Origin of the sequence: Bifidobacterium sp. M0404 (genome assembly GCF_016101415.1) — a bacterium.
In the GTDB taxonomy this organism is placed as follows: domain Bacteria; phylum Actinomycetota; class Actinomycetes; order Actinomycetales; family Bifidobacteriaceae; genus Bombiscardovia; species Bombiscardovia polysaccharolytica.
In genome coordinates, this window is the sequence record NZ_JACFQP010000002.1 from 575,779 (window position 1) to 600,232 (window position 24,454).

At 61.7% G+C, this 24,454-nt stretch carries 22 protein-coding genes, 1 tRNA gene and 1 pseudogene; 14 read left to right on the top strand and 10 right to left on the bottom strand.

What is annotated here, in order from left to right:
• Window positions 1–156 precede the first annotated feature (156 nt).
• The 4 genes from infB (at window position 157) to H3T93_RS06620 (ending at window position 5,885) form a co-directional block, all read left to right on the top strand.
• Window positions 157–2,931 carry a translation initiation factor IF-2 gene (infB, locus tag H3T93_RS06605; RefSeq protein WP_144178476.1) on the top strand — a complete coding sequence of 925 codons (2,775 nt, stop codon included), beginning with the start codon at window positions 157–159 and terminating at the stop codon, window positions 2,929–2,931.
• Between the two features lie 129 nt (window positions 2,932–3,060).
• Entirely contained in the window at window positions 3,061–3,564 is a 504-nt protein-coding gene (gene rbfA, locus H3T93_RS06610; protein WP_144178538.1) for a 30S ribosome-binding factor RbfA, read from the top strand.
• A 40-nt stretch (window positions 3,565–3,604) separates the two neighbouring features.
• A complete protein-coding gene (gene truB, locus H3T93_RS06615; protein ID WP_144178540.1) occupies window positions 3,605–4,633 on the top strand; it encodes a tRNA pseudouridine(55) synthase TruB in 1,029 nt (342 codons plus the stop codon).
• 118 nt (window positions 4,634–4,751) lie between these two features.
• Window positions 4,752–5,885, top strand: coding sequence for a riboflavin kinase (locus H3T93_RS06620; protein ID WP_144178478.1), 1,134 nt, complete (start codon window positions 4,752–4,754; stop codon window positions 5,883–5,885).
• Window positions 5,886–5,906: 21 nt separating this feature from the next.
• Here the strand turns inward: H3T93_RS06620 and H3T93_RS06625 are convergent, their stop codons facing one another.
• The 4 genes and pseudogenes from H3T93_RS06625 to radA form a co-directional block, all read right to left on the bottom strand.
• Window positions 5,907–6,674 (bottom strand): amino acid ABC transporter ATP-binding protein, encoded by a 768-nt coding sequence (locus tag H3T93_RS06625; RefSeq protein ID WP_046323288.1) that lies wholly within the window; start codon window positions 6,672–6,674, stop codon window positions 5,907–5,909.
• Window positions 6,671–7,528, bottom strand: coding sequence for an amino acid ABC transporter permease (locus tag H3T93_RS06630; protein WP_046323287.1), 858 nt, complete (start codon window positions 7,526–7,528; stop codon window positions 6,671–6,673). The genes H3T93_RS06625 and H3T93_RS06630 overlap by 4 nt, the downstream gene beginning before the upstream one ends.
• Window positions 7,529–7,553: 25 nt before the next feature.
• Window positions 7,554–8,352, bottom strand: a pseudogene (locus H3T93_RS06635) (ABC transporter substrate-binding protein).
• Between the two features lie 188 nt (window positions 8,353–8,540).
• Window positions 8,541–9,950 carry a DNA repair protein RadA gene (gene radA / locus H3T93_RS06640; RefSeq protein ID WP_046323286.1) on the bottom strand — a complete coding sequence of 470 codons (1,410 nt, stop codon included), beginning with the start codon at window positions 9,948–9,950 and terminating at the stop codon, window positions 8,541–8,543.
• A 90-nt stretch (window positions 9,951–10,040) separates the two neighbouring features.
• Here radA and H3T93_RS06645 point away from each other — a divergent pair, with 90 nt between their 5' ends.
• Window positions 10,041–10,694, top strand: coding sequence for a hypothetical protein (locus tag H3T93_RS06645; RefSeq protein WP_144178480.1), 654 nt, complete (start codon window positions 10,041–10,043; stop codon window positions 10,692–10,694).
• A gap of 67 nt (window positions 10,695–10,761) precedes the next feature.
• The gene (locus H3T93_RS06650) at window positions 10,762–10,851 is read left to right on the top strand and encodes a 30S ribosomal protein bS22 (protein WP_004268639.1); all 90 of its coding nucleotides are present in this window, start codon (window positions 10,762–10,764) and stop codon (window positions 10,849–10,851) included.
• 138 nt (window positions 10,852–10,989) lie between these two features.
• On the opposite strand, the gene rpiA is transcribed toward H3T93_RS06650, so the two are convergent.
• From rpiA to H3T93_RS06670, 4 genes are all read right to left on the bottom strand, one after another.
• Window positions 10,990–11,688, bottom strand: a complete 699-nt coding sequence (rpiA, locus tag H3T93_RS06655) for a ribose-5-phosphate isomerase RpiA (RefSeq protein ID WP_046323284.1) — start codon at window positions 11,686–11,688, stop codon at window positions 10,990–10,992.
• Window positions 11,689–11,794: 106 nt separating this feature from the next.
• Window positions 11,795–12,829 (bottom strand): ribonuclease H family protein, encoded by a 1,035-nt coding sequence (locus tag H3T93_RS06660; RefSeq protein ID WP_144178482.1) that lies wholly within the window; start codon window positions 12,827–12,829, stop codon window positions 11,795–11,797.
• Between the two features lie 83 nt (window positions 12,830–12,912).
• Window positions 12,913–14,586, bottom strand: coding sequence for a phosphoglucomutase (alpha-D-glucose-1,6-bisphosphate-dependent) (pgm, locus tag H3T93_RS06665; RefSeq protein ID WP_144178484.1), 1,674 nt, complete (start codon window positions 14,584–14,586; stop codon window positions 12,913–12,915).
• 62 nt (window positions 14,587–14,648) lie between these two features.
• Window positions 14,649–15,743 (bottom strand): diacylglycerol/lipid kinase family protein, encoded by a 1,095-nt coding sequence (locus tag H3T93_RS06670; protein ID WP_046323281.1) that lies wholly within the window; start codon window positions 15,741–15,743, stop codon window positions 14,649–14,651.
• Window positions 15,744–15,963: 220 nt separating this feature from the next.
• On the opposite strand from H3T93_RS06670, the gene H3T93_RS06675 reads away from it, so the two are divergent.
• The 7 genes from H3T93_RS06675 to H3T93_RS06705 all read left to right on the top strand — a co-directional run bounded on the left by H3T93_RS06675 (window position 15,964) and on the right by H3T93_RS06705 (window position 22,151).
• On the top strand, window positions 15,964–16,641 hold the full coding sequence (locus H3T93_RS06675) for a serine dehydratase beta chain (RefSeq protein ID WP_144178486.1): 678 nt from the start codon (window positions 15,964–15,966) through the stop codon (window positions 16,639–16,641).
• 12 nt (window positions 16,642–16,653) lie between these two features.
• Window positions 16,654–17,529 carry an L-serine ammonia-lyase, iron-sulfur-dependent, subunit alpha gene (sdaAA, locus tag H3T93_RS06680; protein ID WP_144178488.1) on the top strand — a complete coding sequence of 292 codons (876 nt, stop codon included), beginning with the start codon at window positions 16,654–16,656 and terminating at the stop codon, window positions 17,527–17,529.
• 169 nt (window positions 17,530–17,698) lie between these two features.
• Window positions 17,699–18,985, top strand: coding sequence for a serine--tRNA ligase (serS, locus tag H3T93_RS06685; RefSeq protein WP_046323278.1), 1,287 nt, complete (start codon window positions 17,699–17,701; stop codon window positions 18,983–18,985).
• Window positions 18,986–19,078: 93 nt separating this feature from the next.
• Window positions 19,079–19,163: transfer RNA gene (locus H3T93_RS06690), tRNA-Ser, on the top strand.
• A 190-nt stretch (window positions 19,164–19,353) separates the two neighbouring features.
• Entirely contained in the window at window positions 19,354–19,851 is a 498-nt protein-coding gene (locus H3T93_RS06695) for a hypothetical protein (RefSeq protein WP_046323277.1), read from the top strand.
• A gap of 10 nt (window positions 19,852–19,861) precedes the next feature.
• Complete coding sequence (locus H3T93_RS06700; RefSeq protein ID WP_144178490.1) at window positions 19,862–20,461, top strand: YbaK/EbsC family protein; 600 nt, start codon at window positions 19,862–19,864, stop codon at window positions 20,459–20,461.
• 130 nt (window positions 20,462–20,591) lie between these two features.
• Window positions 20,592–22,151 (top strand): ClC family H(+)/Cl(-) exchange transporter, encoded by a 1,560-nt coding sequence (locus tag H3T93_RS06705; protein WP_232348742.1) that lies wholly within the window; start codon window positions 20,592–20,594, stop codon window positions 22,149–22,151.
• 10 nt (window positions 22,152–22,161) lie between these two features.
• Here the strand turns inward: H3T93_RS06705 and H3T93_RS06710 are convergent, their stop codons facing one another.
• The gene (locus H3T93_RS06710) at window positions 22,162–22,773 is read right to left on the bottom strand and encodes a Type 1 glutamine amidotransferase-like domain-containing protein (protein WP_144178492.1); all 612 of its coding nucleotides are present in this window, start codon (window positions 22,771–22,773) and stop codon (window positions 22,162–22,164) included.
• A gap of 172 nt (window positions 22,774–22,945) precedes the next feature.
• Between H3T93_RS06710 and H3T93_RS06715 the strand changes: the two genes are divergently transcribed.
• The gene (locus tag H3T93_RS06715) at window positions 22,946–23,665 is read left to right on the top strand and encodes a hypothetical protein (protein ID WP_144178494.1); all 720 of its coding nucleotides are present in this window, start codon (window positions 22,946–22,948) and stop codon (window positions 23,663–23,665) included.
• An 8-nt stretch (window positions 23,666–23,673) separates the two neighbouring features.
• Here the strand turns inward: H3T93_RS06715 and H3T93_RS06720 are convergent, their stop codons facing one another.
• Window positions 23,674–24,375 carry a LuxR C-terminal-related transcriptional regulator gene (locus tag H3T93_RS06720; protein ID WP_046323273.1) on the bottom strand — a complete coding sequence of 234 codons (702 nt, stop codon included), beginning with the start codon at window positions 24,373–24,375 and terminating at the stop codon, window positions 23,674–23,676.
• Window positions 24,376–24,454 lie beyond the last annotated feature (79 nt).

Genomic DNA, 24,454 nt, shown 5'->3' on the forward strand with positions numbered 1-24,454 from the left:
CTGGACCCGGTATCCCGAGTCCGGTGGTTCATGCCGTCGGCCCCGGCACAGAGACGAGGTAACACGATCATGGTCGCACGATGAGACAGGATATGTTCGCCGTCATGAAAGAGTGATCGCGCCGGTCATATGCGCGGTCCGGTAAGGAGAAAGTAAGTGCCCAAAGCACGCGTGTATGAGCTGGCCAAGGAATTTGGCGTAGACAGCAAGACTGTTCTGGCGAAATTGAAGGACATGGGCGAGTTCGTCAAGTCCGCATCTTCCACTGTCGAGGCCCCTGTGGTTCGTCGACTCAAGAATGCTTTCCCTCAGAAGGGTCAGGGCGACGCTGGCCAGGCCGCTGCACGAAATGCCCGCCCCGGCAGCCCTAATCATGGAAGCGGCCAGGGTCAGCATGGCCGCTCGCAGTCCGGCGGCACCAAGCAGCAATCCACACCTGGGCCCAAGCCCGGACAGAACCGTCGGCCCTCGGCTGGTGTCGACACGCCACGGAGTCAGCAGCGTCCCAGTGGCCACTTCCCCAAGCCTGGTGCCCCCCACGGTAACCGCAACGAGCATGAGCAGCGCAACCAGTCCCGTGGGCCCAAGCCCTCAGCCATGGGCAAGCCCGGCCCTCAGGGCTCGCACAGCAACGGTCGTTCCGGCGGTTCCGGGGCTTCGCCAGCACGTCATGGCGCACGTCCGGGAGCATCCACGCCTCGTCCAGGCAACAATCCTTTCAGCCGCAAGCAGGGGATGAAGGCCCCCATGCCTTCAGACATTCCCAGGCCGCACCCCATGGCCAGGCCTACCGTCAACGACTCACGCAGAGGCCGGGGCGGATTCCGCAACGGTCGTGGCGGTCGTACCGGACAGGGTGCCCGTCCAGGGCAGTGGGGCCATAGCCGTCCAGGCCAGCAGACCCACCAAGGTGGCGGCAGCCGTTTCGGTGGCGCTTCGTCAGCACCCTCAGGTGGCTTCCGCGGCGGTTCAGGCCGTGGTGGTCGCGGTCGCGGCGGTGCTGCTGGAGCTTTCGGTCGCCAGGGAGGCAAGTCCTCCAAGGCTCGCAAGAACCGGATGGCGAAGAGGCATGAATTCCAGGAGATGAAAGCACCCGTCATCGGCGGTGTGCGCATCCCCGCAGGAAACGGTCGTACCGTTCAGCTTCGTCAGGGTGCTACTCTGGCCGATCTGGCAGACAAGATCAACGTCAACCCCGCTGCTCTGGTCACAGTGCTCTTCCACCTGGGCGAGATGGCCACGGCCACCCAGTCCTTGGATGAGGCCACTTTCCAGATCCTGGGCGACGAGATCGGATGGAAGATCCGCATCGTTTCCGCCGAGGAGGAGGACAAAGAGCTTCTTCAGCAGTTCGACATCAACCTGGACGAAGAACGTGAGGACCAGGATGACAAGAACCTGCAGCCCCGGCCTCCGGTGGTCACGGTCATGGGCCATGTCGACCACGGCAAGACCCGGCTGCTGGACACCATCCGCAAGACCAACACGACCACCCAGGAGGCTGGCGGCATCACCCAGCGCATCGGGGCCTACCAAGCCACGGTCACCCTGGACGGTGAGGATCGCAAGATCACCTTCCTGGATACCCCTGGCCACGAGGCCTTTACGGCAATGCGTGCCCGTGGTGCCGAGCTGACCGATGTGGCTGTCCTGGTGGTAGCCGCGGACGACGGCGTTATGCCGCAGACCGTGGAGGCCATCAATCACGCCCAGGCAGCTCATGTGCCCATTGTGGTGGCTGTCAACAAGATTGATGTCGAGGGAGCCAATCCCCAGAAGGTACGCGGTCAGTTGACCGAGTTCGGCCTGGTATCCGAAGAGTATGGTGGCGACACCATGTTCGTCGACATCTCCGCCAAGCTGGGCACCAATGTGGACAAGCTCCTGGAGGCCGTCCTGCTGACTGCCGATGCCGACCTTGACCTTCGGGCCAACCCCGACATGGACGCTCGCGGCGCTACGGTCGAGGCCCGTCTGGACAAGGGCCGTGGAGCTGTGGCCACTGTGCTGGTCCAGCAGGGGACCCTGCATGTGGGCGATGCCATTGTGGCTGGATCGGCCTATGGCCGTGTGCGTGCCATGCTGGACGAGAACGGTCGGCAGATGGATGCTGCAGGCCCCTCCACCCCCGTCCAGGTTCTGGGGCTTACCTCGGTGCCTACCGCCGGCGACCTTTTCCTGGTTGCGCCCGACGATCGCACCGCTCGTCAGATTGCCGAGAAGCGCGAGGCTTCGGCCCGCGCCGCTCAGCTGGCCAAGCGCCGCAAGGTGGTCTCCTTGGAGAGCCTGAAGGAGCAGTTCGCCAAGTCCGAGGTGGACATGCTCAACATCGTCATCAAGGGCGACTCTTCCGGCTCGGTCGAGGCGCTGGAGGACTCTTTGATGAAGATCGAAGTCTCCGACGAAGTCGGGATTCAGGTCATCCACCGGGGCGTGGGCGCCATCACCCAGAACGACGTCAACCTGGCTACGGTCGACAAGGCCGTCATCATCGGCTTCAACGTCAGGCCTAACAGGCAGGTCCAGGATCTGGCAGACCGCGAGGGCGTGGAGATCAAGTACTACTCGGTCATCTACAACGCCATCGAGGACATCGAGGCCGCGCTCAAGGGTATGCTCAAGCCGGAGTACGAGGAGGTTACCACCTCACACTCCGAGATCCGCGAGATCTTCCGCTCCTCCAAGTTCGGCAACATCGCGGGCGTCATGGTCCAGGATGGCACCGTCAAGCGGGGCACCAAGGCTCGAATCGCCCGCAACGGGGTGGTCACTGTCAACGATCTGGAGATCTCCTCCCTGCGCCGGTTCAAGGACGACGTCAACGAGGTATCCGAAGGCTACGAGGCTGGCATCAACCTGGGCTCCTTCAATGACATCGAGGTGGGCGACATCATCGAGACCTACGAGATGCAGGAAGTGGAACGTAAGTAGAGCCTGTTGACCATCCGACCACATGTCGGAGAGTCCGTGGCAATCCGCCCCGGTCTGGGTACTCCCTGGCCGGGGCGGATGTCCATGAATGCGACGATTGGTCATGGACGGTTCGAGAAAGGAATCATGATGGCTGGAAATCCCCGCGCTGTACGCATAGCGGCCCTGATACAACGGGTCGTAGCCTCTGCGCTGGAGTCCCAGATGCACGACAAGCGCCTGGCAGGGGTCACCGTCACTGAGGTTCGGGTCACCAACGATTTGCAGATAGCCAAAATCTATTGGACCCAGCTGGGTCGGTCGGGCCATGAGGCCGGGGAGCGCAAGCGCGCCCAGCAAGCTCTGCGGCAGGCCTCGGGCAGGCTGCGCACGCTGGTCGGTGCTCGGGCCGGTCTGCGGCTGACGCCTACCCTGCGCTTCATTTACGATGAGGTGCCTGCCGAGGCGACTGAGATTGAGGATGTGCTGACCGCAGCCCGTCACCGGGACGAGGCCATGGCCAAAGCCCGGGTCAATGCCAGCTATGCCGGCGACCCCGATCCATACAGGCATGACGACGAGGAAGAGGCCGATGGGTCGGATTTCGTCACTGATGAACCTGCGGCAGAGGGTGCGGATGAAACCGACCGCTGAAGGCATCGGTGGGGCAGAGGCTTCCGAGTCGTCGGATGGTATGGAGTCCGGCACCGGTGAACCGACCTCGGGCATCATCCTTGTTGACAAGCCGAGCGGTGTGACCAGCCATGACGTGGTGGCTGCAGTTCGTTCTGGCCTTGGCATGCGTCGCGTAGGCCATGCCGGAACCCTGGATCCCATGGCCACTGGTCTGCTGGTCATAGGGTTCGGCCAGGCCACGCGCCTGCTGACGGTCATCGTCGGCCATGATAAAACCTATAGAGCCACTGTTCGCCTGGGACTGGGCACCACCACGGACGACGCGGACGGGGATTTGTTGCCGGTGCGTCCTGGAGCCGCGCAGAGGGTGGATGATCTGACAGCCCAGGGTCTGCAGGATCTGATTGATCGCTGCTTCACCGGCTGGATCGACCAGGTGCCTGATGCATTCTCTGCCATCAAGGTCAAGGGCAAGCGAGCCTATGATCTGGCTCGCGCAGGCCAGGAGGTCAAGCTGGAGCCCCGACGCATTCGGATTGCATCCTTCAATCTGCTTGACTTCCGCCGTGTGGATTTGCCTGATCAGGGAGTCAAGGTGGTCGATGCGGATGTGGAGGTGACCTGCTCCAGCGGCACCTACATCCGCGCCCTGGCTCGCGATCTGGGCGAACGCCTGGACCTGGGCGGTCACTTGACGGTCCTAAGAAGGATTCGAGTGGGTCCATTCGACCTGGAGGATTCCGACCTGGCATCCAGGGTTCTGGGCGGTCATGTGGTCCCTCACACCTACCGGAACCGCCAAGGTCAGACGGTTGTTCGCAGTCGCATGGTCCTGGACCGCAACCGGCAGGCGATGTTGGATGGCTCGCTTGACCTGGTGCAGGCGGCACGCATGAGCATGCCCGTTCTGAACCTGGATGCCGACCAGGCCGTCAGAGTCTCCAACGGCGGATTCTTGGACCTGCCTGTCACTGGGCCCACAGCTGCCCTGGCAGGGCCTCAGGGCAAGCAGCGGCTGGCTGCTATCCTAGTGCCCGGTTCACGAGGCGGGGCCAAGCCGGATGTGGTCTTCCACCCCGAGGCCTGAGTGCGCAGGTCGTGTTTAGCCCCAGGGTCTTGCCAGGGTGCGACGGTGGGAATACAGTGCTTAAGGAATTTTCGGCGCCCGGGTTCGGGGGCCGCCATGACTAAGTGATGGGAAGCGGATGAAGGTCAGCCAGGTCAGCCCGGACGAGTCGGGCATTGTCAGGTGGCCGGGAACCTTGGGGGCCCGGTCCAGCGTGGTTACCATCGGTGTCTTCGATGGTATGCACCGGGGTCATCAGGCCCTACTGCGCCGGGTGGTCGAACTCGCTGCCAAGAATCAGGATAGGCCCATGACCCTGGTTTTCGACCCAAGTCCCAAACTGGTTCATAGCTACGCTGACGGCCATGACATGACTGAACCGCCCCTGGACCTGATTCGCCATGACCCTGATCAGATCATGCCTCTGGAGGAGCGCCTGAGGCTGATGGCCCAGCTGAGGCTGGATCAGGTTGTGGTGGTGCGATACACGTTGGCTTTTGCAGCCAAGTCCTATCGATTCTTCCTCAAGCAGCTTACCGAACAGCTGGCCATGCGAACGCTGGTCCTGGGCCGCGATGCGCAGATGGGCGCAGGGCGGATCGGAGATATCAAGGCGATTGGCGACCTGGCGGACACAGGACTGTTCAACCTGAAGGTAGTGGACGACCAGGGACCTGGCGACTGCACTCTGCCTGACGCTGACGGCCTGGAGCGACGTCGTGTACGAGCCTGGAGCAGTTCCCACCTTCGGCAGTTGATCCTGGACGGCGATGTGGATGCGGCCCTGGATATTCTGGGCCGGCCGCACATGGTTCAAGGCACAGTGGTCCATGGGGAGCAGCGGGGTCGCCGCTTGGGATTCCCGACTGCCAATCTTGCTCCCGACAGCCAGGGGATGATGCCCGCAGATGGAGTCTATGCAGGCTGGCTGGTTGACCTGGGTCTGCCTACGGATCCTATGGCGACGCCGGAGGGACGGGAGGGGCGGCTGGCTCAGGGTTCGCCCTGGCGGATGCCTGCCGCCATCTCCATCGGCACCAAGGAGACCTTCCTGGCTGCTGGCCAGCAGATGCCAAGAGTCCTGGAGGCCAATGCCGTCCGGCCGGATTGGGTGGACCTGTACGGTCACCGGGTCAGGGTGGAATTCCTCAGCCGTCTGCGCAGTCAGAAACGGTATGCGGGCGAGGAGCCCCTCAAACGACAGTTGGCCCTGGATGCCGATCGCACCCTGGAGCTGACCAAAGCAGCAGGAAGAGTGTTTTCCGTCAACTGAAGACTGTAGGAACTTTGGAATTCACAGCCCTCGGAAGTGGCTGAAAAACTCCCTGGTTCGCGGATTCTCAGACTCGTCCATGACCTCTTGCGGCGTTCCGTTCTCGGCGATGACACCGTCCAGCAACAGGACAACCCGGTTGGCCGCATGATGGGCGAAACTCATCTCGTGGGTGGCCATGAGAATGGTGGTGCCCCCGGCGGTCAGCTCCGAAACCATGGCCAGGACCTCGCCTACCAGCATGGGGTCCAAGGCTGAGGTGATCTCATCCAGCAGGAGAAGTTCCGGGTCGGTCATCAGGGCTCGGACGATGGCCACCCGCTGCTGCTGGCCGCCGGAGAGCTGGTCGGGGTAGGCTCCGGCTTTCTTTTTCATGCCGATTCGATCCAGCAGATCCAGGGCCCGCTCCCTGGCCTGGTCCTTGGGCATGCCGTGAACCTTGATGGCCCCCAAGGTCACGTTTTTCAGGACGTTCATGTGGGGAAAGAGGTTGAACTGCTGGAAGACCACGCCGATTCTGGCCCGGCAGGCATCCTGGTTGATCCTGGGATCGGTGATGTCGGTGCCGCCCAGCCATATCCGTCCATCGTTGACGGTCTCCAACAGGTTGATGCACTTCATCAGGGTGGACTTGCCCGACCCGGAGGGACCCAGCAGGGCCACGGTTTCATGAGGCATGATGGTCATGGAAATGCCGCGCAGGACCTTGTTGCCCCCAGGGTAGGTCTTTCGCACGTCCTCCAAACGGAGCACCGGTTGGTTCTGATTGGCGCCTGCCTGCTCGCTCATACCATGCCTCCGCTCTGTTCACGTTTGCGCAGCCTGTTGGAATACCAGTCGTTGAGAAGAATGAAGGGGACCGAGGTGGCGATGAAGAGCACTGAAGCCACCACGTAGGGGGTGAAGTTGTAGGAGGTGGCCACGATGATCTGGGCCGCCCTGACCGCGTCGACGGCTCCCAGAACCGAGATCAGCCCCACGTCCTTCTGCATGGAGATGAAGTCGTTCATCAGTGCCGGAGCCACCTTGCGCAGAGCCTGGGGGATGACGACCAGACGCATGGTCTGCGCCGAGGTCAGGCCCAGTGAGCGTGCTGACGCCCTTTGGGAGGGGCCGACGTCCTGGAAGCCGGCCCTCAGTACCTCGGCGATGTAGGCCGAATAGGAAAGGATGACCGCCACGGTGCCCAGCAGGGCTGCCGGAATCCGGTTGAAGATGGCCAGTCCGGGAATGCCGAAGCCAATCAGGTAGAGGACCACAATCATGGGGATGCCCCTCATGATTGTGGTGTAGACCTGGGCCAGCACCCGCAGGGGAAAGAGCAGCGGGTTCCGGCTGGTGCGGATCATGGCCAGGAGGGTGCCCAGCAGGGCCACGCCGATGACCGCGAAGAAAAGGACCTCCAGATTGAGCCAGAGCCCCTGGAGGACCTTAGGGAAGGCTTTCGCGAAGTAGGCGCCGGAGAAAAACGACTGCTTGACTCGGGGCCAGCCGGGTGAGGCGTGCAACCCAAGGGCGATCAGCAGAGCCAGTACAAGCGTGCTGGCGATGCTGACTGCCACGGAGCGCAGATTCTGTCGACGGCCGTAGCGTTCCCGTTCCCGTTGAATATCGCTGACCGCGTCCTGTGCCGAGGTGGCCATGAACGACAAGGTTTCCTTTCTTCTCTCAGCCCAGGGTGGGCAGGGAGGTGTAGACGTGCAGCCACTGCTTCTGCAGCTTGTCCAGTGTCCCATCCTTCTTCAGGGTGGTGACAGCCTTGGAAGCGGCCGAGGTCAGCTTGGAGCCCTTGGGCAGAACTATGCCCATGCCCTCCGGGTCCTGTGAGCCCTTGATCTGCCCGAGAATCTTGGCGTTCTTGACCTGCCCGGAATCGACCATGGTTACGGCTGAAGGGGTGTCCACGACAAGCGCGTCGATCTGATTGGCGTCCAAGGCCTGTGACGAGGCCACGTCGTCGTTGAAGGTGTCGATGTCAGGCTTGACCAGCTTGTGGGCCATCTCGTAGGAGGTGGAGCCGACCATGGCTCCTATCTTGGCGTCTTTGATCTGCGCAAGGGAGGTGGCGGAGGCATATGGAGAGCTGTTTCTGACCACCAGCGACTGGGTGGAGTTGTAGTAGCTGGGAGTGAAGTCCACGGCCTGCCGACGTTCCGGGGTGATGGAGAATTGTTGGATGTTCAGGTCGTAGTCCTTGCTTCCCGGTGCGATGGCGGCGTCGAAGGTGGTCCTGGTCCAGGTGACGTGCGCCTTGTCGAATCCCATTTTCTCTGCTACTGCATAGGCCACGGCAGCCTCGTAGCCTTTGCCGGATTCGGGCTTGTTGTCCTGCACGTAGGGGGCGTAGGCAGGGTCTCCAGTGGCAATGGTCAGGGTGCCGGGATTGATGGTCTGCTGGGTGATGTCCTGCTTGTCCGCTGACTGCCCACTGTTGCTCGATGAGGAGCCACAAGGCCGCGCCGGCCATGAGCGTGACTGTCGTGAGTGCGGCCGCCGTCAGCCTGCGTATGGTTTTCCTGGTGAAGATAGTCATGCTGATCTGCTCCTCGCGATGATAATGAGTGTCGGTCTTCCGGCGACTCCATCCTAGTCCGGCAGGTTAACGAGTCGGCAGGTGAACGCCATATGGTGCGATAGGGGACCAGCGGCCACTTTTCAGACCAGCCCCAGAGCCTCCAGAGCCTCGGCAAGATAGGTGACTTCGATCACTTCCAATCCCTGAATGGGCTTTCGACCTCCTGAGTGACGATCAGGCGGGACCAGTGCTCGTGTAAATCCTAGGCGAGCGGCTTCTTGCAGTCGGTGGTTGAGCTGAGGCACAGGCCTGACCTGTCCTGTCAGTGATATCTCGCCCATGGCACAGGTGGTGCGCAGGATGGGCCGGGACTTGGCTGCACTGGCCAGGGCGGCCACGATGGCCAGGTCGCATCCAGGTTCCTTGGCCAACCCGCCGGCGATGGTGGACACATACAGGTCTCGCGTCAGCAGGTTGACCCGGCCGTGGCGGTAGAGCACCGCGGCCAGCATGGCCAGGCGGTTGGCATCGATTCCGTTGGTGTTGCGGCGGGGAGTGGGCAGAACCGAGGAGGTGACCAGAGCTTGGATTTCGATGGGTAGGCTGCGGTGGCCATCCAAGGTAAAGGTCACGCAGGTGCCCTCCACCTCCTGCCCGGCCGTGGACAGGAAGAGCCCAGTGGGATCGCTGACCTCTTCGATGCCCTGCTCGCCCATGTCGAAGCAGCCCACCTCGTCGGTGGGGCCGAACCGATTTTTGACGGCTCTCAGCAGGCGTAAAGCGGTCTGGGAATCGCCCTCGAACTGGCAGACTACATCAACCAGATGCTCGAGAGTCCGCGGCCCGGCTATGGAGCCGTCTTTGGTCACGTGGCCTACCAAAAGGATGGGGATATCGTGCGACTTGGCCATGTCGATAAGGCTGATGGCTACCTCGCGTACTTGGGTGGAGCCCCCGGCGATGCCGTCGACCTGGCTAGAGACTATGGTCTGGGCGGAGTCCACAATGGCCAGTGCCGGCTTCTCGCGCTCGATCAGCCCCAGTACCGTGGCCAGGTCGGTCGTCGAAGCCAGCAGCAGTGAATCCTTGAGCGCTCCCACGCGACTGGCCCGCATTCGCACCTGGGCCTGGGACTCCTCGCCGGATATGTAGAGCACCTTGCCTCCCTGGTCGCCCCGGTCGGCCACACGGCCAGCGGTCTCGAGCAGGAGGGTGGACTTGCCGATGCCCGGCTCGCCGGCCAAGAGAATGACCGACCCGGGTACGATACCCCCGCCCAGGACTCGGTCGAACTCCTCGAATCCCGTGGGTATCCGCTTTACCTGGTCCGTGCCTACACGGGTGATGGGCCGGGCCAGGCCGGTCTTCGGGGGCGCAGGTGCCGTATGGCTGCCGCCAGAGGAGGACAGACCACCGCCTGCACCTACGACACGGGCTTCATGAAATTCCTCGATGGTTCCCCACTGGCCGCATTCAGGGCAGCGTCCGAACCACTTGCCGCCGGTCCAGCCGCACTCCGTGCACACGTATTGCGTCGTCGTCTTGGCCATACCTGCACGCTATCGGGATTCAGGGACGAGGAGCTGGGCTTTTACGTCATCTTCGCAGTGCCGACACCCTGCGCATGAGAGAATGGAGGTATGGCTGAGAATCCTTCTGCACCCGTGTCCTCTTCCTCTGATTCCTCCGCGCATGCCAAGCAGCGCCGTCGACGGATCGGTCTGGTCATCGCCCTGGCGGCAGTGGTGGTCCTGGTGCTCCTATCGGCTTTCGTCTGGCCCCACTGGGCGGTGCGCAGTCAAGAGCCCGTCGCCCAGGCCTCGGCTTCCGCCTCCTCACAGCCCTCGCAAGCCAGCAGTCCCAAGGCCAAGGTGGTTCCCCTGCCTGATTCGGCTTCCGAGCTGCTCAAGGCAATGCCTGATACGGTGGGCGAGTTCGCCCGCGTCAAAGCGGATTCCGACAGCGAGTGGAGCACCCGTACACCTATTGAGGAGTACAACCTGGTCTACTCATCCGGCAAGTCGGGCGGGGATGTGACCCTCCACCTGGCTCAGTGGTCCAGGAGCGAGGATGCCAAGGCGCTCTATGACAGCCAGTCCACGGGCATGTCCGGCAAGGAGCTGGCCTCGGGCAATGTTCGCAGCGGCGGCACGGTCACCGGATCCTACCTGGAGAAGGCGGATGCCGACGACGAGCACAAGGCCCTGGTCATCTGGCAGAATGATACGGTGGTTTTCCGCGCCCAGGGCCAGCGGACTGCGCTGGAGGCTTTTTACAAGGCCTTTCCGCTTTAGTCGTCCCGCAAGCGGTGTACGATAAGCAAGTTGGACACTTCCAGGTAACTAAGGATCGGAGGCTCGGATGGGTTCTGTCATCAAGAAGCGCCGCAAGCGGATGAGCAAGAAGAAGCACCGCAAACTGCTGCGCAAGACTCGTCACCAGCGCAAGTAGCTTTATGACTTATGGCCCATCAGGGTCAACGAAGCCCCCCGCATCGAATGGACGCGGGGGGCTTCGTGTATATCATCGCCGGTCAGCGTGGCCAGCCGGATGCCTCCAACCAGTAGGGGAGGGGATGATTGCTGACGCTCACTTGTTGGCGTTGGTCATGACCCGGGGCCCGTTGGGGTCGCCCACGATGACTGTGTCGACCATGTTGAGGAAGAGGCCGTGTTCCACGACACCCACGGTGGTGATCAGGTCCTGGGCCAGATCCTGCGGGTGCTCGATCCGATCCAGATGCAGATCGATGATGTGGTTGTGCTCGTCCGTCAGAACCGGCTGCCCCTGGCCGTCCAGCCGCAGTGCTGGGTTGTAGCCGCGCTCCTTGAAACGATCCAGGACGTGGCGCTCGCCGAAGGGGATGACCTCCACAGGCAGCGGGAAGCGGCCAATGGTGTCGACCACTTTTGACTCGTCCACAATCCAGACGATCCTTCGAGAGTTGACGGCTACGATCTTCTCCCAGAGCAGGGCTGCGCCGCCGCCCTTGATGCCGTTGAAGTCCTTGTCGACTTCGTCGGCCCCGTCGATGGTGACATCGATGTGATCAACCTGGTCGATGTCGACGATGCGGATTCCGTAGCCTTCGGCCTGTTCCTTGGTCCGCCGGGAGGTGGTCACGCCGGTGAACTCCAAACCTTCTTCCTTCACGCGCCGTCCCAGTTCATCCACGAAGAACCGGACCGTGGATCCGGTGCCCAGTCCGGCGGTCATGCCGTTCTCGACCAGCTTGGCCGCCTCGACGCCGGCGGCCTTCTTCAGTCTGTCCTGCTCGGTCTTGTCCATACACGCTCCTTCATGCCCGCATGCGCTCAACTGCTGATGTCTGCGGGTCTTGTTGATTCAGGTTCATTCCAGTCTAGACGATGGCCCCTGACGGTCCATGAGCCGCTCAATCCTCCACTTCGATGGCGTGCAGGCGGAAAGGTGACTCCTGAATGGTCAGGTAGCCGTCAGGATCGATGTCTGCATCTATATCGATGCTCCCGACGATATGCAGATCCTGTCCCGTGAACATGCTGCTGCCGGATGGGGGCGGCGTGATGCGGACGCGGCCGCTGGCTCTCAGTCCCCGGGCGCCGGAGTTCTTGGTCCCTTGGTCAGCCGTGTCGGCATCTGAGGTGTCCTTGAAAGCCGGCGCGAGTTCGTCTTCCTGACCATCGGCTATGTCGGGGTCGGGTGTGCCATTGATGGCCTCATCGCCTGGGTCCGTTACTGTGGTTTGGCTTTCTTCGATATCCCACGTCTTTGGCGACTGGGGGAATGTTGCTTCCACAGATTCGGCTTCGACGGCGGTTTCGGCCAGGTCTTTCTGCTCCTCCTGGTCCAGGCCGACCTTCTTGCGGCCCAGTCTGTCCAGAACTTGGGGTCCTCCGTCCAGTTCAGCCTTGACTGCGGACGGCACTTGCGTGCCCTTGGCATAGGGAGAGGCCAGCAGCGAACGCCAGCCCTCGATGGGCAGACGGCCTTCCCGTTCGCCCTTGCCTGCAGCTGTGGCGTAGCCGCGGGCCAGAGTGTCCACTTTCTCGTTGAAGGTGTCGCCGGCGTGGCCCTTGACCCAGACAAACCTGACCGACCCGGGCCGTGTTTGGATCTCCTGGTCGATGGCTTCGATCAGGGGACGGTTCTTCACCGGCTTGCCCTGGGAGTTCTTCCAGCCCTTCTTCTTCCATCCGGGCACCCAGGTGGTGGAGCAGTTGATGGCGTATTGGGAGTCTGTTTCGATGACTAGCGGGCGCTCGCCTGGGTGGGCTCGCAACGCCTGCAGCACGGCACATAGCTCGCCAATCTGATTGGTGCCATTGCTGGCGCCGCCTGCATCTGCGTCGCTGCCCTCGTGATCGGCCCAGGCCCAGCCCATGGGGCCATTGGGGTTGCTCAGTGCGCTGCCGTCGGTCGAGACGACCAGGTTCTTGTCATTGGTCATGGCTCCAGCCTAGACAGACAGATAGAAAGCACCCGTGCCGGCGATGAGTACTGCGGGCAGGTGCATGCGGTCTTGCCTGGAACTCAGCTCAGGGCCTTGGCGACCACCTGGTCAGCATCGTCCAGAACCTGGTCCAGGGCCTCAGGCGAAACGAAGGATTCCGCATAGACCTTGTAGATGTTCTCGGTGCCGGAGGGGCGGGCAGCGAACCAGTTGTTCCGGGTAGTCACCTTGATGCCCCCGATTTTGGCCCCATTGCCCGGAGCCTCGGTCAGCTTGGCAGTGATGGGTTCGCCGGCCAGTGTGGAGGCCGTCACATCGTCGCCGTTCAGCTGGGTGAACTTCTGCTTCTGCTCCAATGTAGTCGGGGTGTCCACCCGCTTGTACCAGCTTTGGCCGAAGCGCTCCACCTGCTCCTGGTGGAGCTGGGCCGGATTTTTGCCGGTCTTGGCTGTGATTTCAGCAGCCAGAAGGTCGGGGATCAGCCCGTCCTTGTCGGTTGTCCAGACACGGCCGTCCCTACGAAGGAAGCTCATTCCGGAGCTCTCCTCGCCGCCGAAGGCCACCTCGCCTTTGAAGAGGGGGTCGACAAACCACTTGAAACCCACAGGTACCTCGATCAGCCTGGCACCGATGGATGCGGCCACGCGGTCGATCAGGGAGGAGGAAACCAGGGTCTTGCCGATGCCGGCACCATGGGGCCATCCGGGACGGTTGCCCGAGAAGAGGTATTCCACACAGACGGCGATGTAGTGGTTGGGATTCATGACCCCCGTTCCTGGACAGACGATGCCATGCCGGTCGGCGTCCGGATCGGTGCCCCCCACCAGGTCGTAGGAGTCCCAAGCTCCGGCGTTGAGGCGATCCACCAGCCCCTTCATGGCATAGGGGGAGCTGGGATCCATGCGGATCTTTCCATCATGGTCGATGGTCATGAACCGCCAGGTCGGATCCACCTGCTGGTTGACGACACCAATGTTCAGGCCGTACTTTTCATTGATCAGCGGCCAGTAGTTGATTGAGGCGCCGCCCAGCGGGTCGATGCCCAGACGGACTCCGGAGGATCTGATCAGATCGAAGTCGATGACATTGCCCAGGTCGGTCACGTAATGCTCCCGGTAGTCGAAGCGCTCCACCAGGTCGGATTTGATGGCATCCTCAAAAGGAATCCGCTTGACCTGCCTGTAGTCGCCCAGGAGCTCGTTGGCCCGTTGGGCGATGGCGTTGGTGGTTTCGGCCGGAGCCGGACCGCCTGTGGGCGGGTCATACTTGAATCCGCCATCGGTGGGCGGGTTGTGGGAGGGGGTGACCACGATGCCGTCGGCCAGATCCCCGCCGGAGAAGCGCTGGGTGCCGTCAGCCGCCCGGTTGTGTGTCAGGATGGCCTGGGAGACGGTGGGGGTGGGAGTGTAGTCATCATTGGCATCGATGCGCACCCGTACTCCGTTTGCGGTCAGAACCTCGATGGCCGTCTTCCAGGCGGGAAGGGAAAGAGCGTGGGTGTCACGGCCCAGGTAGAGCGGTCCAGTGATCCCGTCCTTGGTGCGCTGTTCGGCAATGGCCTGGCTGATAGCCACGATGTGGGCCTCGTTGAAGGAGGTGGTCAGGGCGGAGCCACGATGCCCGGAGGTGCCGAAGGACACCCGCTGGGAGGGAATTGAAGGGTCGGGGATGAGATCGTAGTACCTGCCGATCAGATCGTCGACGTTGATCAGATCTTCTGGGCTGGCAGGCTTGCCCGCATTCTGTGCTGTCATGGCTCCCATCATGCCATCCCGGCATGAGAAAGCGGACAGATGGGCAACAGGCTCTTTTGGTCTCAGTCGGACTGGGGCACCCGCACGTCCAGGGCCTGACGCTCCACGCTGAGTGCGATGTGGCAGGTCTCGCCCAGAATGTCTCCGTCCACCTGAGCCAGGGCCGGCTTCTCCAGGCGGATCTCCGCCTTGGTCCCCTGCAGCTGGACGATGGTGGAGTTGGTTGACAGGGGGCTCTGGCTGGTCTTGCGCGTGATGGTCTGATGCATCACGTCCCCGAAGAGGTTGGCCCAGCCGATCAAGCCGGCGGAGGTGTCGATGATCTCGAAGTCCAGGATGCCGTCATCGTAGGAGGCATCGGGCATCAGGGAGAATCCTGGAATCTCCCCGCAGTTGCCGGCCATGAAGGTGCGGAAGGTCACCGATGTGTTGGTCTGCGTGACCTGGTCGGGCCGGGTGATGGAGATGTCGGCCGTGTACTTGGGTGCGAACAGATGCTTGGCGCCACTGATGAAGTAGGCCAGCCAGCTGACCGTCTTCTTCAGATTAGGGTCGGTGTCGTCAATCATCAGAGCATCGAAGCCGATGCCAGCGATGATCAGGAAGGCGTGACCACGACCTTGCTCCTTACTGTCTGCGTCAAGGAGGGTCATGCGGCCCACATCCACCTGGGTGGACCCGTGCGAGGTGGCCACGGCCAGGGCGGCGTCCAGATCGCCTACTGGAATGCCCATGTTCCGTGCGAACAGGTTTCCGGTCCCGATTGGGATGATGCCCATGACATGATCGCTGGAAGCCATAGCGCTGGCTACGGTGCGTACAGTCCCGTCCCCGCCCACGGCAACGACTACGTTGGCCCCACGCTCCAGTGCCATGCGGGCGCAGGCCCTGCCGTCCCGATCCAACTGGGTTTCGATGAAGCTGAATTCGCGGATGCCCTTGTCTCGGCAGTATTGCTGGATGCGTTCGCGGGCGGCAGCAGCCTGGGGTTTGGAGGGGTTGATGACGAAGGCGTAGCTGAGCTGGTCGTCGTCCCGGGCCAGTATCTGCATGGCGAACTTATGCCGTCTTTGGGCGCGGACGATCAGCACCACCGCAGTGACGGCAATGGCCGCCGCTGCCAGGATGGCGAGGATGACGACCGCTGGAATTGGCATGACTCTATTTTGCGCGCCCTGCCGACCCGAATCTTCTGGGTGTGTCCGACGTGAACGAACCCTCTACAGCAATCACGCTCACAGTATGAGCCGATTGAGTAGTGAAAACCGTAAAGTTAAGATGGCACTCGGTCCATGTGGTCCCTTCGGTCTGGAGTTGCAACGGCTTCGTGCGCTGGAAGTCCGGGAAAGCCCGGGGGTATGGGAAGAGGAGGCAGGCATGGATAAATACAAGAGCGTGTTCGACATCATAGGTCCCATCATGATTGGACCCTCCAGCTCGCACACAGCCGGGGCCGTGGCCATTGGTCGGGTTGGCCACATCCTTGCCGGGGGTGTTCCGAGTCGTGCTGATGTTCATTATTATGATTCTTTCGCTCGCACGCACAGCGGCCACGGTACCGACTACGCCATCATCAGTGGCCTGCTAGGTTTTGCGCCGGATGACCCCCGGGTGCCTGATGCCGTTGGCATCGCACGCAGGCAGGGCATGGATCTGACCTTCCACGAGGAGGACGAACCAAGCCCCATCGACCACCCGAATACCGCTGTCCTGGACTTGCGGGGGCCAGCCGGTCGGGTGATATACGCGGCTTGTTCCATCGGGGGCGGGACCATTGAAGTACGGCGTATCAACTTGGACGGCTGCCAGATCACTCCTCCAGGGCTTCTGCCCATCCTGCTGGTGGAAGTGGATGAATCCGAAAAGGGCGCAGGTCGGCGATTGGAGCGTATACGCGATCTGCTTCGAGAAGAGGGTGTGACCAAGCAGACCAGGTATGAGCCCGAGGGTCCGGCCGGCGTGGCGGTGTACGAGTTCGATTTGGACAATCCGCTGTCCACGCAGCAACAGAAGCAGATCGCGGGTCACTCGTCCCGGATGATGTATATCGACTAGGAGGCATGGCGCATGTTCACTTCGATTGCTGAACTCGTGAGTATGGCCGAAGAGCGTGGATCGTCGATATCTGAAGTGGCCATCGACGAGGAGGTGCGACGTTCGCACCAGACCCGTGAGCAGATCTGGGCAAGAATGGCCAGGAATCTGCAGGTCATGCAGGCTGCTGTTGCCAGGGGGTCCCAGGGCGATGGCGTGTTTTCCAAGACTGGGCTGAGTGGTGGCCAGGCGGCTCTGCTGGCGCATTATCGGAAGACGCGAACCAGCCTGAGCGGTGACGCCATGTTGCAGGCCGTTGAGGCCGCCATGGCTACCAATGAGGTCAACGCGGCCATGGGCATCATTTGTGCGACTCCTACCGCCGGCTCTTCGGGCACTCTGCCCGGCGTGCTCACAGTGCTCAAGAATCGAATGGGGCTGGATGACGATGGGTTGATTCGCTGCCTGTTCACGGCAGGGGCTTTCGGTCTGGTTACCGCCAACAAGGCGATGATCTCCGGAGCTACAGGCGGTTGTCAGGCCGAAGTGGGCAGCGCATCCGGCATGGCTGCCGCTGCAGCGGTTGAGGGTGCTGGAGGCGATCCTGATGCCTGCGCCCAGGCCTTCGCCATAGCCATGAGCAATCTGCTGGGCCTTGTCTGCGATCCCGTGGCCGGCCTGGTGGAGGTGCCTTGCGTAAACCGCAACGCCATCGGCACTGCCAACGCTTTGATTGCTGCTGATATTGCCTTATCGGGTGGCGTCAGCAGAATCCCGCCCGATGAGGTCATCGCAGCCATGAAGTCCATCGGCGAGAGCATGCCATCGTCACTTAGGGAGACCGGCATTGGCGGGCTTGCGGGTACTCCCACCGGCAAACGGTTCCGCAAGACCGTATTCGGCAAGTGATGCGGGGCAGATGTATATAAAAGACGGATGGTTCCCGTCCGCCTTCCTGCCTCGGCTGTTTTTCCAGGCTGGTCGGCGGCGGTCGGCCGGTTGCGACAGAGGCCATAAGGCTTGGGAAGAGTTGTGCGGGGCCGGTTTTCGTGTCCCCCGAAAGTCATAGAATTCAGATATGTTAGATATCAGGTTCATTCAGGAACATCCGGATGTTGTCCGTGAATCACAGCGCAAACGCGGCGAATCGGTCGAGCTCGTCGACGAAGTGCTGAAGGCGGACAGCGAGCGCAGGGCGGCGCTCCAGGATTACGAAAGCCGCAGGGCCGAGCAGAAGTCGCTCGGCAAGCGCATGGGTTCGGCCTCTCCTGATGAGAAAGCCGACCTTCTGGCCCAGACCAAGAGTTTGTCGGACAAGGTGAACGCCTGCAAGGCAGCCTCTGACGAGGCCAACGCCAGGTACACCGATCTGATGTGGAAGTTCAGCAACGTAGTGGAGCCTGAGGCGCCCGAGGGCGGCGAGGATGATTACGTGGTGGTCAAAAAGGTCGGCACTCCGCGCGACTTCGCTAAGGAGGGTTTCGAGCCCAAGAACCACCTGGACCTGGGCGTTGGCGTGGCTGGTATCGACATGCGCAGGGGCGTCAAGGTCTCCGGATCCAGATTCTACTTCCTGCGCGGTGATGTGGCCCGGCTGGAGATTGCCATGCTGACCATGGCTGTGGACCAGGCCATGGAGCATGGATTCATTCCTACGATCACCCCCACTTTGGTCCGGCCCGAGGTCATGGCCGGCACCGGCTTCCTGAACGCCCATGCCGACGAGATCTACCGTCTGCGTGAGCCTGACGACCAGTATCTGGTGGGCACCTCCGAGGTCTCTCTGGCTGGCATGCACGAGGACGAGATTCTGGATTTGAGCAAGGGTCCGTTGCGCTACTGCGGTTGGTCCAGTTGCTACCGGCGAGAGGCTGGTTCTGCCGGCAAGGATACCATGGGCATCATCCGTGTCCACCAGTTTGACAAGGTGGAGATGTTCGTCTACTGCAAGCAGGAGGACTCCCGCGACCAGCACAAGCAGTTGTTGGCCATGGAGCAGGAAATGCTGGCCAAGGTGGACGTGCCCTACCGGATCATCGACACCGCCGCAGGAGATCTGGGATCCTCGGCTGCGCGCAAGTTCGACTGCGAGGCCTGGGTGCCCACTCAGGGTCGCTATCGGGAACTTACGTCAACCTCCAACTGCACCGAGTACCAGGCCCGCCGCCTCAACGAGCGCGAGCGGCTGGAGGACGGCTCCACGCGCCCTGTCAGCACCCTGAACGGGACCTTGGCCACCACCCGTTGGCTGGTCGCCATCCTGGAGAACCACCAGAATGCCGATGGCTCCATTGTCATCCCCGAGGCCATGCGCTCTTACGTGGGTGGGAAAGAAGTCATCGAGCCCCAGACCTGGGAGGCCTGAGCCGCCTCTATTGGAAGCGACCGACATTCCGTTGCTGGTTAGACCAACCTTGATGTCGTATGATGAGTGACGTGCCTGATTGGCACGTCTTTTGGACAGGTGTCTGAGCGGCCGAAAGAGACGGTCTTGAAAACCGTTGTGGCGCAAGCCACCGCGGGTTCGAATCCCGCCCTGTCCGCCTGGCTGATGCCCCGGAGCTATCTCCGGGGCATTCTTGTATTCGCTGAGTTCTATGTTCCCAGTACTGAGGTCAGCGGTTGAGACAGCGGTTTGGGCTGGAACTTGGTGTCTACAATGATGGATGGTAGCCATGCTTAATCACGTGAGCCGACCCTTGGGTGCCGACTCTGCAAGGGAAAGGTCGGGTCGTGGATCAATTCATCGCCATTGTCTCTCTGATCGGGGATTGGCTGCTTTTCACATTCCCGCTCTTCCAGGGGCTGATGGAGCTGCAGGAATATCAGGAGCTTCTGGACGACTTTGATCAGCTCAGCAAGAATTGGGATGAGGTCTCGCCCTGGTGGTGGCTGGTGCCCATCGTCAAGATTCAACTGGAGCGCAAACGCGGGCACGAAATTCTCCGTCAGGCTACCAGGACCAGATCAGAACGTCGACGGGCGCTAAGCTTCCTCGATCAGGCAACGGCCTGGTACTTCGTGTCGGTCGCAGGCTGGCTGAAGATGGTTTCCTCCTCTTATGAATTGCTTGAAACATACGAAGCCAAAGAGAACATATGGCTGTTGGTTCTTCTGATTGTTCTGCTGACCTCCGGTGGTCTCTTCAACGCCTACTATCGCATAGACAGGAAGCGTATAGGCCAGAAGGAGGAGGAACTGAAGCCCGACTCTGAGGTGGCCAACGATTGACGAGGCACCCATGAGACCAGGCAATGGCAGCGCTGATCCTGCAGCCAGAGTAGGCCTTGATGCCCAGGTCGGTATGGATAAGAGGTCATCAGACTCGGGGGACAGGATGGTTCCCCTGCCGGTGCGAGAGCTTCTGGATGGTTTGAGAACAGATTGGCGTGTCGTTCAACACCCGCCCTTGGATACCATCGACCAAGGCATGGAGCTGGGCATTGCTGACCTGCTGGGGCTCTCTGTGGAAAACCTCTCCAAGTTCCTGCTGCTGGAGGATGCTGGAGGTCTGCTGATACTCCTAGTGGCCAGGGGCATAAGGCGACCGGATTTGCGCCAGGTGCGAGCAGTGGTCGGTTGCCGGAGGCTGCACATGGCCTCAGCTGCCACCCTGAGCGAGTGCCTGGGTACGGTGCCAGGTAGGGTCTCGCTGCTGGATCTGGTGGGTCATCGTGGCCAGGTGAACACCGTTGTCTTGGACGGTAGTCTGACGGCAACTGACGAACAGACAGCACTGCCGTTAGGCTCTGACGACGTGTCTGTCTGCTTGCCCGGCTCCTGCCTGCCGGATCTTGCTCGGAAGCTGGCATCCCAGGTGTTCATACTGCCAGAGGGATGAAGCCGTCGGCTCAGTCATTGCTTCTGGTCTCTGCCCTGGGAGAAGCTGGAAACCGTTGTGTGCGAAGGAGGGAAGGAGCAGGCCGGTGAGGCTGAATCTGTCTTGGAGGAAAGGGCCGTCGGCGGATGAGATGGATCAGGACAATCGTTACGATCCGGTCCAGGCGACCAGGCCGGGTCGAGCCAGCCGGTGGCTGGTAGCGTTCAGGGCCGCCTGTTGCGGACTGCTGGTGGGAGTACTGGTGGTGCTCTACCGGCAAGGCATCGGCTATGGCACCCGGTTCGCTCGATGGGCCTACGGGCAGATGCGTGATCAGCCTCTGATGATCCTTCCTTGGTTGCTGGCCGCCCTGCTGGTCGGGCTGGCCCTGGCCTGGATGGTCGGCCGGGTTCCCATGGCCTCCGGCTCCGGCATTCCACAGGTGGAGGGAGTGGTCATCCACGGCATGCGCATGCCTGCTCTGCCTGTGCTTGGCGTACGATTCCTGGGCGGTTTGGCCTGCGGTATGTTCGGCCTGTCTCTGGGGCGCGAGGGACCCTCGGTGCAGATCGGCGCGGCCGGTTCCCAACTGGTTTCCCGTGGGTTGCGCCGAGACCGTGTGGAGGAGACCTGCCTGGTGACCTCCGGTGCGGCGGCCGGTCTGTCTGCAGCATTCAATGCGCCGCTTTCGGGGATGGTCTTCGCGTTGGAGGAGATTCACAGGTCTTTTTCTCCCATGATTCTTCTTTCGGCGGCCATGGCCTGCCTGAGTGCTGATTTCATCGCCAAGAACCGCTTCGGCCTGCGTCCGGTCCTGGACTTCACTGCTATGCCACAGCTGACCATCGGCCAGTATCTGCTGATGATCCCCCTTGGGCTGGTGGCAGGTCTGGTGGGAGCTGCCATGAACCGCCTGCTGCTGGGTGCTCAGAGTCTTTACAGCCACCTGCCCTCAAAGCTGGGACCGGTGGTCTCCCTCTTCCTGGCTCTGCCGGTCGGATTGCTGCTGCCTGCCGTCCTGGGTGGCGGCGAGGACCTGATCGGCAAGGCGGAAGGCGTTCGCGAGCTGGCCTGGTCGGTGGCCATGAACTTGTTGGTTCTGCTTCTGGTCAAGATGCTCTTCACGGCCAGTTCCTTCGGCAGCGGCGCCCCCGGCGGCATCTTTATGCCCATCCTGGCAGTCGGCACGCTGACTGGGTCCCTGTGCGGTATGGGTGCAGCCGCCCTCGGAATGCCCGTCCGGATCATTCCGGTATGCGCGGTCTGCGCCATGGCAGGCACCCTGACGGCCTCGGTCAAGGCTCCCATAACATCCATCCTGCTGACGGTGGAGATGTCTGGATCCCTGGTTCATATGCTTCCCGTGGCTCTATGCGCCTTCACCGCCCTGATGGTGTCCGATTTGCTGCGAGTCGAGCCCATTTACGAGGCTCTGCTGGAGTGTTATCGACGCGGACATGCTCCCGATGCCCAGACTCCTGACAGGGTCACTGTGGAGTTTCCCATAGAGCATGGCAGTCCAGCGGCTGGTCGTCTGCTGGGACAGGTCCCCTGGCCGCATGGATGCGCCGTTATCGGTCTTCGCCGGGGCGAGCATAGGCTAATTCCCGCTGGTGATCTTCGGCTGCTCGCTGGGGATGGTGTCATCTTGCTCTGTCCGGGTGATCGTCTGGACCAGGCCCGTCAGGTCATGGAAGGTCTCTGTCGATGACTGGCGTTCTCTAAAGAATAGTCAGGCACTGCCCGCGAATCGCCACGGCTTGGGTGTTGCTGATGGCCACCATGGGCTCATCGTCGCCGTAGCGGTCCAGAATTTTTCTGGTCACCTCGGCGAAGGGCTCGGAATCAAGATGGGGCAGGAGGCGGAAGTCCACCAGGCCCAGCCCTGCGGTGGAGTCCAGATCCGGGGCGGCTGAGCGCGGATCCATGGCATCCAGGAAGCCGATATCGGGACCGGTCACCACAGCGCCGGCCGATTCGCCGATATAAGGTTTGCCCTGACCCACCTGCTGCCTGATCAAATCAGCAGCACCTGAGCGACGCAGCTCCTGCAGCAGGAAGAAGGTGTTGCCGCCGGATAGATAGATCAGGTCGTCCTTCTCCAGACTGCGACGCATGGTCTCCGGATCGGCGGTCGAGACTTCCAAGTCGTCGATCCGGCAGCCCATGTTGGTGAAAGCCTGGCGAGCTTCCTGGACATAGCTATCTGAACGTTGTGGAAGGTTGGCCGTGGGGATGAAGGCCACCGTATGATTTTCGGGCGAGCCTTCGAGGAAAGCGGGCAGCCTGTCAGCGGTAGCGGAGAATGAGGATGTGAGCAGCAGCCGACACATAACGGCTCCTTTCGTGCCCGGCGGGACTTCCGCCCTGGGCAGGTCGCAAAACGTAAGATTCGACCATTGCTGGCTTCAATATATCCATTCGGTGGCCTTCACCTAGTGATTGACCACGTGCCTTCTGGATTCTGCCACAGGTTCTGTAGGTCCAGATGTTTATTCTGGGGGCATGGCAAGGCAGCATCGGGAGTTCCGGCAGGGATTAAGCCAAGGCGTATCGGGCGACCTGCCAGGTGAGGATATATTCAACGATGACCGCCCCGACCCAGCGGCCCCAGGTGGCAGCATCCTCTTCGCTCTGCCTGGGACCCTGGTGGACTGGGACCCGCGCCGAGCCTTGGTCGGGCATTATCCTGACGGGGTGGTCGATATGGTTCTGGACCCGGAGGACCCTTGGGGCTTCGCTTGTGTCAGGAGGCAGATCAATCTGGGCGTGGACCCACAGCAGGCATTGGCCGATTATGAAACCACTCACGGACCTGCGGTCGCTTGGGTGGTTCGCGTCTGTCTGGAAAACTACACCTTGGCAGTAAAGGGCCTGCTTCCTGGAGCATCGGATCTGCTGGGGGATCTGCGGCGAGCCGGCCTGACCCGTTGGGGCCTGGCGGCGACGACCAGTAAGCTGACCGAAGCGGTGTCAGACGCCCTCTCGCCCCTCTCTGCTCTGAAAGGTGTTCTGATCTCATCCGAGGAGCATCTGGATCTTTCCGATCCGCTCTTCTATCGTCTGGCTCTGCGTCGTTTCGCCATCAGCCCCGGGCATACAATCTTCGTCGATGCGGATCCTGAGCATGTGGCTATGGCAGACAGACTGGGTATGGAGGGGATTGTTGCCCGTGACATCAGCAGTCTGCGTCAGCTCCTTCATCAGCGGGGCATTGACTGCTGAGCGGACGTTCAGACGATGCGGCGGTCTGCGGCCCAGCGGGTCAGTTCGGTTCGGTTGGAAAGCTGAAGCTTGCGCAGGACGTTGGAGACGTGGGTCTCAACCGTCTTGATGGAGATGAAAAGCTCGGAGGCTACCTCGCGGTAAGTGTAACCCCGGGCGATCAGGCGCATGACCTCCTGCTCGCGCGCGGAGAGTCGATCCAGTTCGTCATCTTCCACCCGACCGGCATCTGCGGCCTCGTCCTCCTGGAAGGCGGAGAGCACGAATCCCGCCAGCTTGGGGGAGAAGACTGCATACCCCTCGTGAACTTGACGGATTGAGGAGACCAGGTCCTTGGCGGAGATGGTCTTGGTCACGTAGCCACGTGCTCCGGCACGGATGACTGAACCCACGTCCCTGGGCGAGTCGGATACGGAAAGAGCCAGAAAGACCGACCGTGGGGAGAGTGGATGGGAACGGCTCAGAATTTCGGCGCCTCCGCCGCCCTGGCCGCCAGGCACGTGAACATCCAGCAGAACCACATCGGGACGGGTCTGCTCGACCATGAGAATGGAGGACTCCACGTCTGCCGCCTGGCCCACGACGTGGAAATGCGGCTGCAGGGTGGTGATGACGCCGGTACGGAACATCTCATGGTCGTCGACGACGGCTACGCGGATGCTTGCGGGCCCATCCTCGGCTTGATGGGGCTCTGCTGCAGTCGTGGTCATGGGCGTGGTTCAGCCCGCCTTTCCCGACGCGGGTCCTCAAGTGTTGGTGGAATCGGACCGGCATGCGTCTGTGAATGAA

Excerpts from the sequence above, each read along its gene's own strand:
- rbfA (WP_144178538.1), top strand. The coding sequence starts at position 3,061 with ATGGCTGGAAATCCCCGCGCTGTACGCATAGCGGCCCTGATACAACGG.
- truB (WP_144178540.1), top strand. The coding sequence starts at position 3,605 with ATGGAGTCCGGCACCGGTGAACCGACCTCGGGCATCATCCTTGTTGAC.
- H3T93_RS06620 (WP_144178478.1), top strand. The coding sequence starts at position 4,752 with ATGAAGGTCAGCCAGGTCAGCCCGGACGAGTCGGGCATTGTCAGGTGG.
- H3T93_RS06625 (WP_046323288.1), bottom strand. The coding sequence starts at position 6,674 with ATGAGCGAGCAGGCAGGCGCCAATCAGAACCAACCGGTGCTCCGTTTG.
- H3T93_RS06630 (WP_046323287.1), bottom strand. The coding sequence starts at position 7,528 with ATGGCCACCTCGGCACAGGACGCGGTCAGCGATATTCAACGGGAACGG.
- radA (WP_046323286.1), bottom strand. The coding sequence starts at position 9,950 with ATGGCCAAGACGACGACGCAATACGTGTGCACGGAGTGCGGCTGGACC.
- H3T93_RS06645 (WP_144178480.1), top strand. The coding sequence starts at position 10,041 with ATGGCTGAGAATCCTTCTGCACCCGTGTCCTCTTCCTCTGATTCCTCC.
- H3T93_RS06650 (WP_004268639.1), top strand. The coding sequence starts at position 10,762 with ATGGGTTCTGTCATCAAGAAGCGCCGCAAGCGGATGAGCAAGAAGAAG.
- rpiA (WP_046323284.1), bottom strand. The coding sequence starts at position 11,688 with ATGGACAAGACCGAGCAGGACAGACTGAAGAAGGCCGCCGGCGTCGAG.
- H3T93_RS06660 (WP_144178482.1), bottom strand. The coding sequence starts at position 12,829 with ATGACCAATGACAAGAACCTGGTCGTCTCGACCGACGGCAGCGCACTG.
- pgm (WP_144178484.1), bottom strand. The coding sequence starts at position 14,586 with ATGACAGCACAGAATGCGGGCAAGCCTGCCAGCCCAGAAGATCTGATC.
- H3T93_RS06670 (WP_046323281.1), bottom strand. The coding sequence starts at position 15,743 with ATGCCAATTCCAGCGGTCGTCATCCTCGCCATCCTGGCAGCGGCGGCC.
- H3T93_RS06675 (WP_144178486.1), top strand. The coding sequence starts at position 15,964 with ATGGATAAATACAAGAGCGTGTTCGACATCATAGGTCCCATCATGATT.
- sdaAA (WP_144178488.1), top strand. The coding sequence starts at position 16,654 with ATGTTCACTTCGATTGCTGAACTCGTGAGTATGGCCGAAGAGCGTGGA.
- serS (WP_046323278.1), top strand. The coding sequence starts at position 17,699 with ATGTTAGATATCAGGTTCATTCAGGAACATCCGGATGTTGTCCGTGAA.
- H3T93_RS06700 (WP_144178490.1), top strand. The coding sequence starts at position 19,862 with ATGAGACCAGGCAATGGCAGCGCTGATCCTGCAGCCAGAGTAGGCCTT.
- H3T93_RS06705 (WP_232348742.1), top strand. The coding sequence starts at position 20,592 with ATGGATCAGGACAATCGTTACGATCCGGTCCAGGCGACCAGGCCGGGT.
- H3T93_RS06710 (WP_144178492.1), bottom strand. The coding sequence starts at position 22,773 with ATGTGTCGGCTGCTGCTCACATCCTCATTCTCCGCTACCGCTGACAGG.
- H3T93_RS06715 (WP_144178494.1), top strand. The coding sequence starts at position 22,946 with ATGGCAAGGCAGCATCGGGAGTTCCGGCAGGGATTAAGCCAAGGCGTA.
- H3T93_RS06720 (WP_046323273.1), bottom strand. The coding sequence starts at position 24,375 with ATGACCACGACTGCAGCAGAGCCCCATCAAGCCGAGGATGGGCCCGCA.